The sequence below is a fragment of the Streptomyces sp. NPDC052036 genome, from assembly GCF_040680495.1.
Classification (GTDB): Bacteria; Actinomycetota; Actinomycetes; order Streptomycetales; family Streptomycetaceae; genus Streptomyces.
The window spans coordinates 1-16,739 of the sequence record NZ_JBFAWW010000025.1 but is presented as its reverse complement, the minus strand read 5'-3'; the positions used below and the strand labels follow the sequence as shown (position 1 = coordinate 16,739).

Sequence of the window (16,739 nt, the reverse complement as noted above, 5' to 3'; positions counted from 1 at the left end):
CGGGACCGCCGGGATCATGAAGAGCATCTCCGGTCGTCCCACGCTCGGCCGACCCTCCCGAAAGGCTTACCAGTGAGCACCGAAGCGTATGTGTACGACGCGATCCGCACCCCGCGCGGACGCGGCAAGGCGAACGGCGCCTTGCACGGCACCAAGCCCATCGACCTGGTGGTGGGACTGATCCACGAGATCCGGCGGCGTTTCCCGGACCTCGACCCTGCCGCGATCGACGACGTCGTGCTCGGCGTCGTCAGCCCGGTCGGCGACCAGGGCTCCGACATCGCCCGTATCGCCGCGATCGCCGCGGGCCTGCCCGAGACGGTGGCCGGCGTCCAGGAGAACCGCTTCTGTGCGTCCGGTCTCGAGGCCGTCAACCTGGCCGCCGCGAAGGTCCGCTCGGGCTGGGAGGACCTGGTGCTCGCGGGCGGCGTCGAGTCGATGTCGCGGGTGCCGATGGCCTCGGACGGCGGCGCCTGGTTCGCCGACCCTATGACCAACCTGGCCGCCAACTTCGTGCCGCAGGGCATCAGCGCCGACCTCATCGCCACCATCGAGGGCTTCTCCCGGCGGGACGTCGACGAGTACGCCGCACTGTCCCAGGAGCGGGCCGCGGCCGCCTGGAAGGACGCCCGGTTCGAGAAGTCCGTGGTCCCCGTGACGGACCGCAGCGGCCTCGTCGTCCTCGACCACGACGAGCACATGCGGCCCGGCACCACGGCCGACTCGCTCGCGAAGCTCAAGCCGTCGTTCGCGGACATCGGCGAACTGGGCGGCTTCGACGCGGTGGCGCTGCAGAAGTACCACTGGGTCGAGCAGATCGACCATGTCCACCACGCGGGCAACTCCTCCGGCATCGTGGACGGCGCGGCCCTCGTCGCCATCGGCTCGAAGGAGGTCGGCGAGCGGTACGGACTGCGGCCCCGGGCCCGGATCGTCTCGGCGGCGGTCTGCGGCTCCGAGCCGACGATCATGCTGACCGGCCCCGCGCCCGCCACCCGCAAGGCGCTCGCCAAGGCCGGGCTGACGATCGACGACATCGACCTGGTCGAGATCAACGAGGCGTTCGCCGCGGTCGTGCTGCGCTTCGCGAAGGACATGGGCCTGCCCCTGGACAAGATCAACGTCAACGGCGGCGCCATCGCCCTGGGACACCCGCTCGGCGCGACGGGCGCCATGATCCTCGGCACGCTGGTGGACGAGCTGGAGCGACAGGACAAGCGGTACGGCCTGGCCACGCTGTGCGTGGGCGGCGGCATGGGCATCGCCACCATCGTCGAACGCGTCTGACCTTCCCCAACGGATCGAACGGATCTTACGGAGCACCCCTGATGAGCATTGAGCCCACCACCATCCGCTGGGAGCAGGACGCCACCGGCGTCGTCACCCTCGTCCTCGACGACCCCAACCAGTCCGCGAACACCATGAACCAGGCGTTCAAAGAGTCGATCGCGGCGGTCGCGGAGCGCGCCGAGGCCGAGAAGGACTCCATCCGCGGCATCATCTACACCTCCGCGAAGAAGACCTTCTTCGCCGGCGGTGACCTCAAGGACATGATGAAGGCCGGCCCCGAGGACGCCCAGCAGGCGTTCGAGACCGGTGTGGCGATCAAGCACTCGCTGCGCCGCATCGAGACCCTCGGCAAGCCGGTCGTCGCCGCCATCAACGGCGCGGCCCTCGGCGGCGGCTACGAGATCGCGCTTGCCTCGCACCACCGCATCGCCCTCGACGCCCCCGGCTCCAAGATCGGCCTGCCGGAGGTCACCCTCGGTCTGCTGCCGGCGGGCGGCGGCGTCACGCGCACCGTACGCCTGATGGGCATCGCCGACGCGCTGCTCAGGGTGCTGCTCCAGGGCACCCAGTACGCGCCCCGGCGCGCCCTGGAGAACGGTCTCGTCCACGAGGTGGCCGCCACCCCCGAGGAGATGCTGGACAAGGCCCGCGCCTTCATCGACGCCCACCCCGAGTCGCAGCAGCCCTGGGACAGGCCGGGCTACAAGATCCCGGGCGGTACGCCGTCCAACCCGAAGTTCGCCGCGAACCTGCCCGCCTTCCCGGCCAGTCTGCGCAAGCAGCTGAACGGCGCCCCCTACCCGGCGCCGCGCAACATCCTCGCGGCGGCCGTCGAGGGCTCCCAGGTCGACTTCGAGACCGCCCTGACGATCGAGGCACGCTACTTCACCGAGCTGGTCACCGGGCAGACCGCGAAGAACATGATCCAGGCGTTCTTCTTCGACCTCCAGGCCGTCAACTCCGGCGCCAACCGCCCGAAGGGGATCGAGCCCCGCCAGGTCCGCAAGGTGGCCGTCCTCGGCGCCGGGATGATGGGCGCGGGCATCGCCTACTCGTGCGCCCGCGCGGGCATCGAGGTCGTCCTCAAGGACGTCTCCCCGGAAGCGGCCGCCAAGGGCAAGGCCTACTCCGAGAAGCTCTGCGCCAAGGCGGTCGCCAAGGGACGTACGACGCAGGAGAAGGCGGACGCCCTGCTCGCGCGCATCACGCCCTCCGCCGAGGCCGCCGACCTCGCGGGCTGTGACGCCGTCATCGAGGCCGTGTTCGAGGACACGGCGCTCAAGCACAAGGTGTTCCAGGAGATCGAGAACGTCGTCGAGCCCGACGCGCTGCTGTGCTCCAACACCTCCACCCTGCCGATCACCGCACTCGCCGAGGGCGTGCAGCGGCAGTCCGACTTCATCGGCCTGCACTTCTTCTCCCCCGTCGACAAGATGCCGCTCGTCGAGATCATCAAGGGCGAGCGGACCGGTGACGAGGCGCTGGCGCGCGCCTTCGACCTGGTCCGGCAGATCAACAAGACGCCGATCGTCGTCAACGACTCGCGCGGTTTCTTCACCTCCCGGGTCATCGGCCACTTCATCAACGAAGGCGTCGCGATGGTCGGCGAGGGCATCGAGCCCGCCTCCGTCGAGCAGGCCGCCGCGCAGGCGGGCTACCCGGCCAAGGTGCTGTCCCTGATGGACGAGCTGACGCTCACCCTGCCGCGCAAGATCCGGAACGAGTCGAAGCGGGCCGTCGAGGAGGCGGGCGGCACCTGGACCCCGCACCCGGCCGAGGCCGTCATCGACCGTATGGTCGACGAGTTCGGGCGCCCCGGGCGCAGCGGCGGCGCCGGCTTCTACGAGTACGGCGAGGACGGCAAGCGCGGCCTGCTGTGGCCGGGCCTGCGGGAGCACTTCACCAAGCCGGGCTACTCGATCCCGTTCGAGGACATGCAGGAGCGCATGCTGTTCTCCGAGGCGCTGGACACGGTCCGGCTCCTGGAGGAGGGCGTACTGACCTCCGTCGCCGACGCCAACATCGGCTCGATCTTCGGGATCGGCTTCCCCGGCTGGACGGGCGGTGTCCTTCAGTACATCAACGGCTACGAGGGCGGCCTGCCCGGGTTCGTGGCGCGCGCCCGGGAGCTCGCCGAGCGGTACGGCGAGCGGTTCACGCCGCCCACGCTGCTGGTGGAGAAGGCGGAGAAGGGCGAGCGGTTCACCGACGCGCGCTGAGCCCGCGGTGACCTCGGGGGCCCGGTTCCCGCACCGGGCCCCCACCCCGCCGTTCAGGACTCCCGCGCCGGCTCCCCGTCCGTGAGCCACTCGCGCAGCTCCTCCCTCAGGGACCGCTGGAACGTGGTGAGCAGGGCCTGCACCACCAGCGGCTGCATATGGGCCGAGAGCGACTTCACCTCCGTGGAGTCGCGCTCGGCGACCGCCTCACGCAACAGCCGCGACAGCTCGCGCGCCGCCGCCCGCGAGTGCTCGATCAGCACACCCCGGGCGGCGAGGACCGTGTCCAGACCGAGGGGCACATCGAGCAGCTCGACGCCGAGCCGCAGCAGCCCCGGATCCACGCGGTACGCGTCGCCGTCTCCGTCTGCGCCTGCGCCTGCGCCTGCGCCTCCGTCTTCGTACGGCACGGCCACGCTCATCGCCGCCAGCCGCTCCAGGTCCTCCTCGCCGAGCGGTCGCCCCGCCCGCCGCTGAAGCTCCTCACGTGTCATCGTCTCGACGGTGTCCGGCGCCCAGGACGCCACGACCGCGCGATGGATGGCGAGGTCTCGCGCGCTCACGTCCGCCGGCAGCTGCCGCAGATGGCGCTCGATCGCGGCCAGCGTCATGCCCCGGCGCTGCAGCTCCTCGATGAGAGCGAGCCGCGCCAGGTGCGCCTGCCCGTAGCGGCCCACCCTCCGGGGGCCGATCACGGGCGGCGGAAGCAGACCCTTCGCGCTGTAGAAGCGGACGGTGCGGACCGTGACGCCCGCGCGCGCTGCCAGCTCGTCGACGGTGAGCGTCGGCTCCTCGGTCTCGGTCGTCATGTGCAGCAGTATCGCTGTCCCACCACCACTGTGACACCGGAGCGGACCCAGCACAGCCTTGTGGCGAACAGGCAACGGGAATGTGGCGATCATGTGAGAAGTGCCGCTATGTGACGTGCGCCATCGCATACAGGGTGATCTACGAGGGAAAGTGGCGCCTTGGTCTGTACCGCGCCAGCGGTTCCCCGGGCCGAGCCCCATCCGGACACCCGCGCATCATCCCCGCGTGGGCGCACCAGAGAGTAGATCCACTTGAGCAAGGACGCCGTGAACACGGCCGCGGTTGCATCCCACCAGGATGCGGCGCGGACGCCCGCGGACGCGGGCGATGCCGGCTACAGCAAGGACCTCAAGGCCCGCCACGTCAACATGATCGCGATCGGCGGAGCGATCGGCACTGGTCTCTTCCTGGGCGCCGGTGGCCGGCTGCACAACGCGGGACCCGCCCTCGCGGTGGCCTACCTGGTCTGCGGTGTCTTCGCCTTCTTCGTCGTCCGCGCCCTCGGTGAGCTGGTGCTGTACCGGCCGTCCTCGGGGTCCTTCGTGTCGTACGCGCGCGAGTTCCTCGGTGAGAAGGGCGCCTATGTCGCCGGCTGGATGTACTTCCTCAACTGGTCGACGACCGGTATCGCCGACATCACCGCGATCGCGCTGTACACCCACTACTGGAGCTTCTTCACCTCGATCCCGCAGTGGGTGCTCGCCCTGATCGCCCTCGCGGTCGTCCTGGCCGTGAACCTGATCTCGGTGAAGATCTTCGGCGAGATGGAGTTCTGGTTCGCGATCATCAAGGTCGCCACGCTGGTGAGCTTCATGTTCGTCGGTATCTTCCTGCTGGCCACGCAGCACAAGGTCGGCGGCCAGACGCCGGGCCTGAGCGTGATCAGCGACCACGGCGGCGTCTTCCCGCACGGCCTCATGCCCGTCGTCCTCGTGATGCAGGGCGTGATCTTCGCCTACGCGGCGCTCGAACTGGTCGGAGTCGCCGCGGGCGAGACCGCCGAGCCGGAGAAGGTCGTCCCGCGCGCGGTGAACTCGATCATGTGGCGTGTGGGTCTCTTCTACGTCGGCTCGGTGGTCCTGCTCGCGCTGCTGCTGCCGGGTTCCGTGTACTCCGGGGACGAGAGCCCCTTCGTCACCGTGCTGTCGAAGATCGGTGTCCAGGGCGCCGGCGACGTGATGAACCTCGTCGTGCTGACCGCCGCGATGTCCTCGCTGAACTCCGGCCTCTACTCCACCGGCCGCATCCTGCGCTCGATGGCCATGGCGGGTTCCGCGCCCAAGTTCACGGCACGGATGAACCGCAGCCAGGTCCCGTACGGCGGCATCCTGCTGACCTGCGCGGTCTGTGTGCTCGGCGTCGGCCTGAACTACCTCATGCCGAGCCAGGCGTTCGAGATCGTGCTGAACGTGGCGTCCCTCGGCATCATCAGCACCTGGGTCATCATCATGATCTGCCACCTGATCTTCGTCCGCCGTGCCAAGGCGGGGCTGGTCACCCGGCCGTCCTTCCAGCTGCCCGGCAGCCCCGTGACGGAGATCGTCACCGTGGTCTTCCTGGTGGTCGTGCTCGGCCTGATGTGGAACGACCCCGAGGTCGGCCGCAAGACGCTGCTCCTCATCCCGGTGGTGGCAGCGCTGCTCGTCGGCGGCTGGTTCGCGCTGCGCCGCAGGATCGAGACGACCGCGGACCAGGAACTGACGGACCTGACGAAGTAGCGGCACACCCCCCACTGTCAGTGGGGGCCCATACGGTGGCGTCATGTCGGAGATCACATATGTCCGGGGTGAAGCCACCGTGCCGTCCCATGACCACGACGGCTGACGGCGCCCCGTCGCAGCCCGGGGTTCGGCTTCGCCGGGTGGCGTGGAGCCGGGGGGCGGTCCGGGTGGGCCGGACCGTGGGCGGTCCGGCCCCGACTTCGGCGGAACGCCGCCTGGTCAGCCCGAGTGGACGTCGTTCGTCGCCTCGATCTGCTTCCACGACCTGGGCCGGACGGGAGCGCTGGCCGCCCGGGTGAGCGCCACGGCGCGTGCCGCGCTCGCGGCCGGCTTGGACGGCTGGAACAGCCAGGTGTCGAAGAGCGCGGCCAGCGGCTTGCCGGACACCTTCTCCGCGTAGGCCTGGAAGTCGGCGACCGACGCGTTGCCGTACGCGTGCTCCTTCGGCCAGCCCTTCAGGATGGCGAAGAACGCGTCGTCCCCGACCGCGTTGCGCAGCGCCTGGACGGCGAGCGCCCCCCGGTCGTAGACCGCCGTGTCGAACTGGTTGTCGGGGCCCGGGTCACCGGGCTTGACCGTCCAGAACGTGTCGTCGGCCGGGTGCGAGGCGTACACGTAGTCCGCCAGCTCCTGTGCCGTGCCCTCGCCCTCGTGCTCCGACCACAGCCACTGGGCGTACCGCGCGAAGCCCTCGTTGATCCAGATGTCCTTCCAGCCCTTCAGTGACACGTCGTCGCCGTACCACTGGTGCGCCAGCTCGTGCACGACGACCGACGTGTTCGAACCGCTCGCGAACTGCTTGGGGCTGTAGTAGACCCGGGTCTGCGTCTCCAGCGCGTACCCCGTGGTGGTGTTCGGCACGTATCCGCCGACGGAGTCGAACGGGTACGGCCCGAGGTAGCCGGTCAGCCAGTCGACGAGCTCCCCGGTCCGCTCCACGCTCGCCCGCGCCGCCCCGTCGTTGTCGCCAAGGTCCTTGCTGTACGCGTTGATCACCGGGACCCCGGCCGACGTCGTCCCGGTGGTGATGTCGAACTTCCCGATCGCGAGCGTGGTCAGATAGGTCGCCTGCGGCTTGGCGGACCGCCAGGTGTAGCGGGTCCAGCCGAGCTTCGAACTCGTCGACTGCAGCGTGCCGTTGGAGATCGCCTGGGTGCCGTCCGGCACGGCCACCGACACGTCGTACGTCGCCTTGTCGAGCGGGTGGTCGTTGCTCGGGAACCACCACCACGCCGACTCGGGCTCGTCCGCCGCCACCGCGCCGTCCGGGGTGCGGTGCCAGGTGGTGAAGCCGTACGCGCTCTTCGAGGACGGCACTCCGCTGTAGCGCACCACGACGGTGACGGGCGTGCCCTTCGGCAGCGGGGTGGCCGGGGTGATCACCAGCTCGTGCTGGCCGGAGGTGGTGAACGCCGCCTTCGCGCCGTTCACCCGCACCTCGCTGACGTCGAGCAGAAAGTCCAGGTCGAACCGGGACAGGTCCTGCGTCGTCCGCGCGAGGATCGTCGCCGTGCCCTCCAGTTCGTCCGACTGCGGCTGGTACTTCAGCCGCAGGTCGTAGTGGGAGACGTCGTATCCGCCGTTGCCGTAGTACGGGTAGTAGGGGTCGCCGATCCCCGGAGCGCCGGGCTGGAAGCCGGCCGCCGATGCCGGGATCGCCAGCAACAGGGAGGCCGCCGCGAGTGCGCCCGATGCGATGAGTCTGCGGTGCACGAGAGCTCCAAGTCGTAGGGGCACGAGATCTGTTCGGAGCCTATTCAGTCCCTGTGCGCCCGAGCGTGTCCATGGCACCTCCCGTCACACGATCGCCATCCGGCCGTCATGAGCGACGCCGACCCACCGCACTTTCCCGGCCATCCCGTTCCGGGTGCCCCGTACTGTCGTCAGTTGCCCTCTTCTGTACGGGAGTTGACGGCTGTACCGTCCCGCGCATGCCAAAACGCATGCGCTTCACGATCTGGAGACCGCTCGCGACAGCGGCCGTCGCCGCCCTGCTGGCCGCCTTTCTCACCCCGGTGGCCGCGCACGGCGCGCCACGGGAGAGCCGGCCCGTCTACTCCTACGAGAACGCCATCCGCGAATCCGTCTGGGTGGACACCGGCCTCGACGGCGACGGCGACGGGAAGAGCGACCGGGTCGCCGTCGACATCGTGCGCCCGCGCGAACCCGCCGCGCAGGGCCGCCGGATACCCGTGATCATGGATGCCAGCCCGTACTACTCCTGCTGCGGGCGGGGCAACGAGAACCAGCTGAAAACCTACGACGCGAGCGGCAACGTGGTCCAAATGCCGCTTTTCTACGACAACTACTTCGTTCCCCGCGGCTATGCCGTCGTCGGCGTCGACCTGGCCGGAACGAATCGCTCCGACGGATGTGTGGACGTCGGCGGACGCTCCGACATCCAGTCGGCCAAGGCCGTGATCGACTGGCTGAACGGCCGGGCCAAGGGCTACACCACCCGCACCGGGGGCGTACGCGCCAAGGCCGGCTGGACCAATGGACGTACCGGCATGATCGGCAAGAGCTGGGACGGCACGATCGCCAACGGCGTCGCCGCCACCGGCGTCAAGAACCTGAAGACCATCGTGCCGATCAGCGCCATCTCCTCCTGGTACGACTACTACTTCGCCAAGGGCGCACCCCTGTACGACTCGGGCCCCGACTGGCTCTCCGACTACGTCGACAGCCCCGACGCCCGCGCCAAGTGCGCCGCCGTGCAGCGCAAGCTCGTCGACGGCGCGCCGCGCACGGGCGACTGGACGCCGCTGTGGACCGAGCGTGACTATGTGAAGGACGCGAGCAAGGTCCGCGCCAGCGTCTTCCTCGTCCAGGGCATGCAGGACCTCAACGTCCGCACCAAGCACTTCGGCCAGTGGTGGAACGCCCTCGTGAAGAACGGCGTGCACCGCAAGATCTGGCTCTCGCAGACCGGCCATGTCGACCCCTTCGACTACCGGCGCGCCTCGTGGGTGGACACGCTGCACCGCTGGTTCGACCACGAACTCCTCGGCTACGACAACGGCATCGACCGTGAGCCCATGGCCGACGTCGAGCGCCACCCCGACCAGTGGGTCACCTCCACCGTGTGGCCGCCCCAGGGCACGGCGACGACCACTCTGCGCCCGGCCCGCGGTACCCAGGCCGGCGTCGGCACCCTCGGCCTGCGCACCGGCACGGGCACCGAGACCTTCACCGACGACCCGGGGCTGAGCGAGACCGACTGGGCCGCGCACCTCGACGAGTCCACCGGGAGCAAGGCCGGATTCATCACCCCGCCCCTGTCGCGGGACCTGCGGGTGTCCGGTTCCTCCACGGTGACCGTCACCGTCACCCCGACCACCTCCACGGCCCACCTCTCCGCCGTACTGGTCGACCTCGGCCCCGACACCATCCGCGACTACGCCGACGCCGGCGAGGGCATCACCACCCTCACCGACCGCACCTGCTGGGGCGCGAGCACGGCCGGCGACAGCGCCTGCTTCAAGGTCACCCAGGCCACGAAGACCGACGTCACCGCCACGGTGTTCAGCCGGGGCTGGGCCGATCTCGGCCACTACGCCTCGGACCGGAAGGGCGTTGCGCTCACCCCGGGCAGGGCCTACCCGATCACCCTCGATCTGGCCGCGACCGACCATGTCGTCCCCAAGGGCCACCGGCTCGCGCTGATCGTCGCCGGGACCGACAAGGACCTCATCGACCCTCCGTCGAGCACTCCCACCCTGACCGTCGACCTCTCCCGTACGGCCGCCCATGTGCCGCTCGTGGGAGGAACGGCCGCGTTCGCGCACGCCCTGGCCGGCTCCCCGGCCACCGCGGCCTCGGCGACCACAGCGCGCGGGGTACGTGCCCCGCACACCGTCCGCCGTGTGCCGGGGGACGGCCGATGAGGACACGGCCCTGCCGCCCGCGCAGACGGCGGCCGTGATGACGGCAGGGCCGCCGGCATCGCGGTAACACGGTCCTCTTCGCGGTAAGAGGGTCCGTCATGCGGTGAGGCGGCTGCGCATGCGATGCGCATGCCGTCGATGCGGTCTGTCGGCCGACTTCGCCGGAAGTCGGCCGACAGACGGCTCGTATCACCGTCCGTGTGGGAGCACTCACCGTATGTCTGCCGAGTACGCGACCTTCGGCCTGGCACCGGCCATACGCGCCGGTGGCGTTCTGCCGGGCGGTGACCACCAGACGCACCGCGACGTCGTCGACTTCGTCATCGACGGGCGCCCGCTGCTGTTCCGGCTCTCCGACCTGGACGCCGTCTCTCCGCTCGCTTCCGACATACCCCCCGCGATCTTCACCGCGCAGGTGCGGGGCCTGCTGCTGGAGACCGACGCCCCACTGGCGGGCGGCCGCCGCATCATCTACGGCTGCCCCGAGTGCGAGGACCTGGCCTGCGGAGCCGTCACCGCGGTCATCGAGCGGCACGGCGACGACTTCGTCTGGCGCGACTTCGTATGGCAGAGCGACGAAAGGGCCGACCTGGAGCTGAACGGCTACCACGGGATAGGGCCGTTCCGTTTCCGCGGGGACGAGTACCGCGGGGCCCTGGGCGCGCTGCTCGACGGCGGCTCCCCGGGGGCGGCGCCGGGTCCTGCTGATCGGCGCCCGGGTCGCCGTACTGGCCCGGCTCGCCGCCGCGCTGCGCACCATCGGCGTCGGCGCGGAGATCACGCGGGACGCCGTCGGCGTACCCGCCGACGAACTGCGCACCTACGGCGCGGTCGTCTTCGGCCCGGCGGTCGGCGAGCGGGAGCGCGCGGCCGTACGTGACGCGTTCGAGCGCGCCGGGGCCGAGGTGGCCTATGTCGACGGACTCACCCCGGTCGTCCCTCTCCTCGTCGCCCGTGTCGAGCAGGCCCTGGACCGCAGCCCGCCGGAGCGGCGCCGGCTGCTGCGGCTGGCCGTCGTCGACCGTGCGGCGGACATCGAGGTCGCCTCCACCTGCCGGGTGCGGGTCACCGCGTACCGGCTGGACCGCCTGCGCCGCGTCCACACCCACGAGGTCTTCGACGGCGTCCTGGACCCGGGCCGCCATCGCATCGCCCTGGATCCCGCGACGACCCGGGGGACGCCCTACGTGATGGCCCGGACGCCGGGAAGCGTGCTGGTCACGGCGGTGGGGCGGTGAGGCGCGCGGCGGACCTCCGTCCGGGACTCCTGTCTGAGACCTCGCCGGGCCCCGGGGCCGTTCCTGTTGGGCCGGCGGTTGCGCGGTCGTTAGGATCGGCGGTCTGATGACTGCCACCCTCGTCGCCAAGGACCTCGCCGCCGGCCACGGCGACCGCTCGTTGTTCTCCGGGCTCGACCTCGTCGTCGCACCCGGCGATGTGATCGGCCTCGTCGGCGCCAACGGCGCCGGCAAATCCACTCTGCTGCGCCTGCTCGCCGGACTGCTCAGCCCCGAGCGGGGCGAGCTGCGCCTGTCGCCGCCGACCGCGACCGTCGGTCACCTGCCGCAGGAACCGGAGCGCAGACCGGGGGAGACCGTACGGGAGTTCCTGGCGCGCCGCACGGGCGTGGCCGAGGCCCAGCAACGGATGGACGAGGCCACCCAGGGGCTCGTCGACGGTGCGCCCGGTGCCGACGACGCGTACGCCGTGAGCCTGGAGCGCTGGCTCGGCCTCGGCGGCGCGGACCTCGACGAGCGCGCCGAGGAGGTCGCCGACTCCCTCGGACTGGGCGTCGGCCTGGACCAGCCGATGACGTCCCTGTCCGGCGGCCAGGCGGCTCGCGCCGGCCTCGCCTCGCTGCTGCTGTCGCGCTACGACGTGTTCCTGCTCGACGAGCCGACGAACGACCTGGACCTGGACGGCCTGGAGCGCCTGGAGCGCTTCGTCGGCGGACTGCGGGCCGGCACCGTGGTCGTCAGCCACGACCGCGAGTTCCTCACCCGCACGGTCACCAAGGTCCTCGAACTCGACCTGGCGCAGGGGCAGACCAATCTCTACGGCGGCGGATACCAGGCCTATCTGGAGGAACGCGAGCGGGACCGTCGGCACGCGCGTGAGGAGTACGAGGAGTACGCCGACAAGAAGGCGGGTCTCCAGGAGCGGGCCCAGACGCAGCGCGCCTGGATGGACAAGGGCGTGAAGAACGCGCGCCGCAAGGCGGGCAACGACAACGACAAGATCGGCCGCAAGTTCCGTAGCGAGGCCAGCGAGAAGCAGGCCGCGAAGGCCCGGCAGACCCAGCGCATGATCGAGCGCCTGGAGGCGGTCGAGGAACCCCGCAAGGAGTGGGAACTGCGCATGGAGATCGCGTCGGCCCCGCGTTCGGGCGCGGTGGTCGCGACGCTCCGGGACGCCGAGGTGCGGCGCGGGGACTTCACCTTCGGGCCGGTGTCGCTCCAGATCGACTGGGCGGACCGGGTGGCGGTCACGGGTGCGAACGGCGCGGGCAAGTCCACGCTGCTCGGCGCGCTGCTGGGCCGTACCCCCCTGGACGCCGGCCGGGCGACCCTCGGCTCCGGCGTCCTGGTCGGCGAGGTGGACCAGGCCCGCGCCCTCTTCCACGGCTCGGAGGCCCTGCTGGACGCGTTCCGCGCGGCGGTCCCGGACACGGAACCGGCCGAGGTCCGCACCCTGCTCGCCAAGTTCGGGCTGAAGGCGGACCACGTCCTGCGCCCGGCGGTGACCCTCTCCCCGGGGGAGCGCACCCGGGCCGCCCTCGCCCTGCTCCAGGGCCGGGGCGTCAACCTCCTGGTGCTGGACGAGCCCACCAACCACCTCGACCTGCCGGCCATCGAACAGCTGGAAGCGGCCCTGGACTCCTACGAGGGCACGCTGCTCCTGGTCACCCACGACCGCCGGATGCTGGATGCGGTCCGGGTGACCCGCCGGCTGGAAGTGGCCGACGGCAAGGTGACGGAGCGCTAGGTCCCCTCGGCGCGGACCACGCGGGCGCCGAGCGCCCCGGACGAACGGGTGCTGCCCCCCGTGGCACCACGGGGGGCAGCACCCGGACGGCTCAGCGGCGGCCGTTCTTCGGGTCGAGCAGGCCGGCGCGGCGCAGTGCGTCGGCCATCGCGCTGTTGGCCGGCGCGGGCGCCTGGCGGGATGATCCGCCGCCCTGCCGCGAGCCGCCGCCCTGGCGGCCCTGCCGCTGCTGCGGGGGACGCCCGCCGCGCTGCTGGCGGCCGCCGCCCTGCTCAGCCGCGGGAGCGGCCTCGTCGTCCAGCCGCAGGGTCAGCGAGATCCGCTTGCGCGGGATGTCGACGTCCAGCACCTTCACCTTGACGATGTCGCCCGGCTTCACCACGTCCCGCGGGTCCTTGACGAACGTCTTGGACATCGCGGAGACATGCACCAGCCCGTCCTGGTGGACGCCGATGTCCACGAAGGCACCGAAGGCGGCGACATTCGTGACCACGCCTTCCAGGACCATCCCCGAGGACAGGTCGGAGATCTTCTCCACGCCCTCCTTGAAGGTGGCCGTCTTGAAGGCGGGCCGCGGGTCGCGCCCCGGCTTCTCCAGCTCCTTCAGGATGTCGGTCACGGTCGGCAGACCGAACGTCTCGTCCACGAACTCGGACGCCTTCAGCGAGCGCAGCACCGCCGTGTTGCCGACCAGCGAGGCCATCTCCTGGCCCGTGGTCTTCACCATGCGGCGGACCACCGGGTACGCCTCCGGGTGCACGCTGGAGGCGTCCAGCGGGTCGTCACCGCCCCGGATCCGCAGGAAGCCCGCGCACTGCTCGTACGCCTTGGGGCCGAGCCGTGCCACGTTCTTCAGCTGCGAGCGCGAGGTGAACGGGCCGTTGGAGTCCCGGTGGGCCACGATGTTCTCGGCGAGCCCGGAGGAGATGCCGGAGACCCGGGCGAGCAGCGGGGCCGACGCCGTGTTGACGTCCACGCCCACGCCGTTCACACAGTCCTCGACCACCGCGTCCAGCGAGCGCGACAGCTTCACTTCGGACAGGTCGTGCTGATACTGGCCGACGCCGATCGACTTCGGGTCGATCTTCACCAGCTCGGCGAGCGGGTCCTGCAGCCGACGGGCGATGGAGACCGCGCCGCGCAACGACACGTCCATGTCCGGCAGCTCCTGCGAGGCGAACGCCGAGGCGGAGTACACCGAGGCACCGGCCTCGGAGACCATCACCTTGGTGAGCTTCAGCTCCGGGTGCTTGGTGATCAGCTCACCGGCCAGCTTGTCCGTCTCGCGTGACGCCGTGCCGTTGCCGATCGCCACCAGGTCGACCGCGTGCTCCTTGGCGAGGCGCGCCAGCTTGGCGATGGCCTCGTCCCACTTGTTGGCCGGCACATGCGGGTAGATGACGTCCGTCGCCACGACCTTGCCGGTCGCGTCCACCACGGCCACCTTCACGCCCGTACGGAAGCCGGGGTCCAGGCCGAGCGTCGCGCGCGTACCGGCCGGGGCGGCGAGCAGCAGGTCGCGCAGGTTCGCCGCGAAGACCGTCACCGCCTCGTCCTCGGCCGCCGTGCGCAGCCGCAGCCGCAGATCGATCCCGAGGTGAACCAGGAGGCGGGTGCGCCAGGCCCAACGGACCGTGTCCGCCAGCCACTTGTCGGCCGGTCGGCCCTGGTCGGCGATCCCGAAGCGGCTCGCCACGGTCCCCTCGTACGACGACGGACCGTCCCTCGGCTCCTCCGGCTCCAGGACCAGGTCGAGGACCTCTTCCTTCTCGCCGCGCAGCATCGCGAGAACGCGGTGGGAGGGCAGCTCGGTGAAGGGCTCGGCGAAGTCGAAGTAGTCGGCGAACTTGGCGCCCGCCTCCTCCTTGCCGTCGCGCACCTTGGCGGCGAGGCGTCCGCGCACCCACATGCGCTCGCGCAGCTCGCCGATCAGATCCGCGTCCTCCGAGAACCGCTCGGTGAGGATCGCCCGTGCGCCGTCGAGCGCGGCCTGCGCGTCGGACACGCCCTTGTCGGCGTCGACGAAGGCGGCGGCCGCCGCGAGCGGATCCACCGACGGGTCGCCGAGCAGACCCTCGGCCAGCGGCTCCAGACCGGCCTCACGGGCGATCTGCGCCTTGGTGCGCCGCTTCGGCTTGTACGGCAGATAGATGTCCTCCAGGCGCGCCTTGGTCTCCGCGCCCCGGATCTGGGCCTCCAGCTCCTCGGTGAGCTTGCCCTGCTCGCGCACCGACTCCAGGATCGCGGCGCGCCGCTCCTCCAGCTCCCGCAGATAGCGCAGCCGCTCCTCGATCGTGCGCAGCTGCGCGTCGTCGAGCATCTCGGTCGCTTCCTTGCGGTAGCGGGCGATGAAGGGCACTGTCGAGCCGCCGTCGAGCAGCTCGACCGCGGCCTTCACCTGCCGCTCCCGTACGCCGAGCTCCTCGGCGATCCTGCCTTCGATGGACCCTACTTCGAGGGACCTTCCGGGTGTCGTCACGATCCCGTACCGCCTTCTTCACTGAGGTTGCGCGGCAATTGTGGCAGGTCGCACCGACAACAAGGGGTCAGGGCAGGGTTCCGGCGGACCGGGGGCGCTGTCCGGGCCCCGCCGCTTCCGGGGACGGGCCCCTCGGTCCGGGTGTGCGTTCCGCCGTGCCGAGGCCGCAGCCCTGCGGAAGGGCCTGGCCAGAGCCCGGAACGGCTCGGTCACCGCCGCGGCGACGACCCTCCCCCTGCGGCCCGGCACCGCGACACGCGGACGCAACCCGACTGCCCTCTTCGGCCGCCCCTCGGCGTGTCCGCCGGGGCGAGGTCCGGACGCCTCATCCCTTGCCGATCAGGCCCTCGGGGAAGGCACCGGCCTCCCGGGCCCTGCTGATCAGGGCGCCCGCCAGCTCCGTCAGGCGCGCGACGCCCTCGGCACCGAGGTGTTCGTAAGGGGCCCGGTCGAGGCGGTCGGTCTCCGCCTCGATCTCCCTGCGCAGCGCGCTGCCCGCCTCGGTCAACTCGCCGTCCGCGTCGAGCAGTCCCCGCTCATGCAGCCGCCCGCACGCCGCGTCCCAGTCCGCCCTGCTCCAGCCACGGGTGGCGAGCACCCACTTCGAGGACATGCCCTTGCCCGTCGCGCCGTGCGTCACGAGCGCCTCCATCGGGTCGAGCTCCGCGCGCAGCAGCACCGCGAGATGGCCGTCGCCCCGGTGTTCGCGCAGCAGCGTGGCCGCGTGCCAGAACGCCAGATGCGGCTCCTGCGGCACCGGCAGGTCGGCGTGCGCCGCGTACAGGGGGCGCGCGTGCGGGACGCACGCCTCGGTGGCGCGCAGCGCCAGCTCCGCCGCCTCGGCCGTCTCCTTCGCGGCGGCCACCTCCTCGCCGAGCAGCCGCCGCACGGTCGCGTCGACGGCACGCGCGCGTGCCGCCAGCACCGCCGCCGGGGACGCCGTCTCCCACACGGCGGGCACGTGCCGTGCCACCAGCTCGGGGCTGAAGTTGTAGAACGTGGCCGTCACCACGCCCGCGCCCACCGCTCCCATCGCGGCGGACCGCACCGCGAAGTAGGCGGCCCGCTGGTGGTCGACGCCCAGGGCGGCCATTTCGCGTTTCAGATCCGGTGAGAAGTAGTGCAGCGAGTGAAAGGGATTGATCAGGTTGTGGCAGCGCCGTGCGGCGCGCTCCGGGAGACGAGTCGTCATGCGCCGTAGGTTACCGACTGGTTGGTAGGTGCGAACCGTGCGCGACGCGATGGCAGAAAAGGGGCTCTCCTGCCGTATGTGTGGGCGCCCTGAACTGCCCCGATACAGGAAACACGCCGCCTCCTGTGATCCTTGAGGTGTCTAGGCTCAAGTTGG

At 71.0% G+C, this 16,739-nt stretch carries 9 protein-coding genes and 1 pseudogene; 6 read left to right on the top strand and 4 right to left on the bottom strand.

The annotated features are described in order from the left end of the window. Positions 1-72: 72 nt before the first annotated feature. Complete coding sequence (locus AB0L95_RS28580) at positions 73-1,287, top strand: acetyl-CoA C-acetyltransferase (RefSeq protein ID WP_365166186.1); 1,215 nt, start codon at positions 73-75, stop codon at positions 1,285-1,287. Positions 1,288-1,328: 41 nt separating this feature from the next. Continuing rightward, positions 1,329-3,509, top strand: coding sequence for a 3-hydroxyacyl-CoA dehydrogenase NAD-binding domain-containing protein (locus AB0L95_RS28575; RefSeq protein WP_365166183.1), 2,181 nt, complete (start codon positions 1,329-1,331; stop codon positions 3,507-3,509). Between the two features lie 53 nt (positions 3,510-3,562). Here AB0L95_RS28575 and AB0L95_RS28570 read toward each other — a convergent pair whose 3' ends face one another. Then, positions 3,563-4,318, bottom strand: coding sequence for a MerR family transcriptional regulator (locus AB0L95_RS28570; RefSeq protein WP_365166181.1), 756 nt, complete (start codon positions 4,316-4,318; stop codon positions 3,563-3,565). 252 nt (positions 4,319-4,570) lie between these two features. On the opposite strand from AB0L95_RS28570, the gene AB0L95_RS28565 reads away from it, so the two are divergent. Beyond that, positions 4,571-6,037, top strand: coding sequence for an amino acid permease (locus tag AB0L95_RS28565; RefSeq protein ID WP_365166178.1), 1,467 nt, complete (start codon positions 4,571-4,573; stop codon positions 6,035-6,037). Between the two features lie 222 nt (positions 6,038-6,259). On the opposite strand, the gene AB0L95_RS28560 is transcribed toward AB0L95_RS28565, so the two are convergent. After that, on the bottom strand, positions 6,260-7,753 hold the full coding sequence (locus AB0L95_RS28560) for a M1 family metallopeptidase (protein ID WP_365166175.1): 1,494 nt from the start codon (positions 7,751-7,753) through the stop codon (positions 6,260-6,262). A gap of 218 nt (positions 7,754-7,971) precedes the next feature. Here AB0L95_RS28560 and AB0L95_RS28555 point away from each other — a divergent pair, with 218 nt between their 5' ends. From AB0L95_RS28555 to AB0L95_RS28545, 3 genes and pseudogenes are all read left to right on the top strand, one after another. Continuing rightward, complete coding sequence (locus AB0L95_RS28555; protein WP_365166173.1) at positions 7,972-9,927, top strand: Xaa-Pro dipeptidyl-peptidase; 1,956 nt, start codon at positions 7,972-7,974, stop codon at positions 9,925-9,927. Between the two features lie 217 nt (positions 9,928-10,144). Further along, a pseudogene (locus AB0L95_RS28550) lies at positions 10,145-11,165 on the top strand (oxidoreductase). Positions 11,166-11,271: 106 nt separating this feature from the next. Then, positions 11,272-12,912, top strand: coding sequence for an ABC-F family ATP-binding cassette domain-containing protein (locus tag AB0L95_RS28545; protein ID WP_365166170.1), 1,641 nt, complete (start codon positions 11,272-11,274; stop codon positions 12,910-12,912). A 91-nt stretch (positions 12,913-13,003) separates the two neighbouring features. Here AB0L95_RS28545 and AB0L95_RS28540 read toward each other — a convergent pair whose 3' ends face one another. Together AB0L95_RS28540 and AB0L95_RS28535 are read right to left on the bottom strand one after the other, a co-directional pair. Beyond that, the gene (locus AB0L95_RS28540; RefSeq protein WP_365166167.1) at positions 13,004-15,391 is read right to left on the bottom strand and encodes a Tex family protein; all 2,388 of its coding nucleotides are present in this window, start codon (positions 15,389-15,391) and stop codon (positions 13,004-13,006) included. A gap of 325 nt (positions 15,392-15,716) precedes the next feature. Further along, positions 15,717-16,583: a hypothetical protein gene (locus AB0L95_RS28535; protein WP_365166165.1), complete on the bottom strand. Its 867-nt coding sequence runs from the start codon at positions 16,581-16,583 to the stop codon at positions 15,717-15,719. Positions 16,584-16,739: the final 156 nt, after the last annotated feature.

What these genes read in the sequence shown, in the direction of transcription:
- AB0L95_RS28575 (WP_365166183.1), top strand. Translation starts at nt 1,329, where the DNA reads ATGAGCATTGAGCCCACCACCATCCGCTGGGAGCAGGACGCCACCGGC.
- AB0L95_RS28570 (WP_365166181.1), bottom strand. Translation starts at nt 4,318, where the DNA reads ATGACGACCGAGACCGAGGAGCCGACGCTCACCGTCGACGAGCTGGCA.
- AB0L95_RS28555 (WP_365166173.1), top strand. Translation starts at nt 7,972, where the DNA reads ATGCCAAAACGCATGCGCTTCACGATCTGGAGACCGCTCGCGACAGCG.
- AB0L95_RS28545 (WP_365166170.1), top strand. Translation starts at nt 11,272, where the DNA reads ATGACTGCCACCCTCGTCGCCAAGGACCTCGCCGCCGGCCACGGCGAC.
- AB0L95_RS28535 (WP_365166165.1), bottom strand. Translation starts at nt 16,583, where the DNA reads ATGACGACTCGTCTCCCGGAGCGCGCCGCACGGCGCTGCCACAACCTG.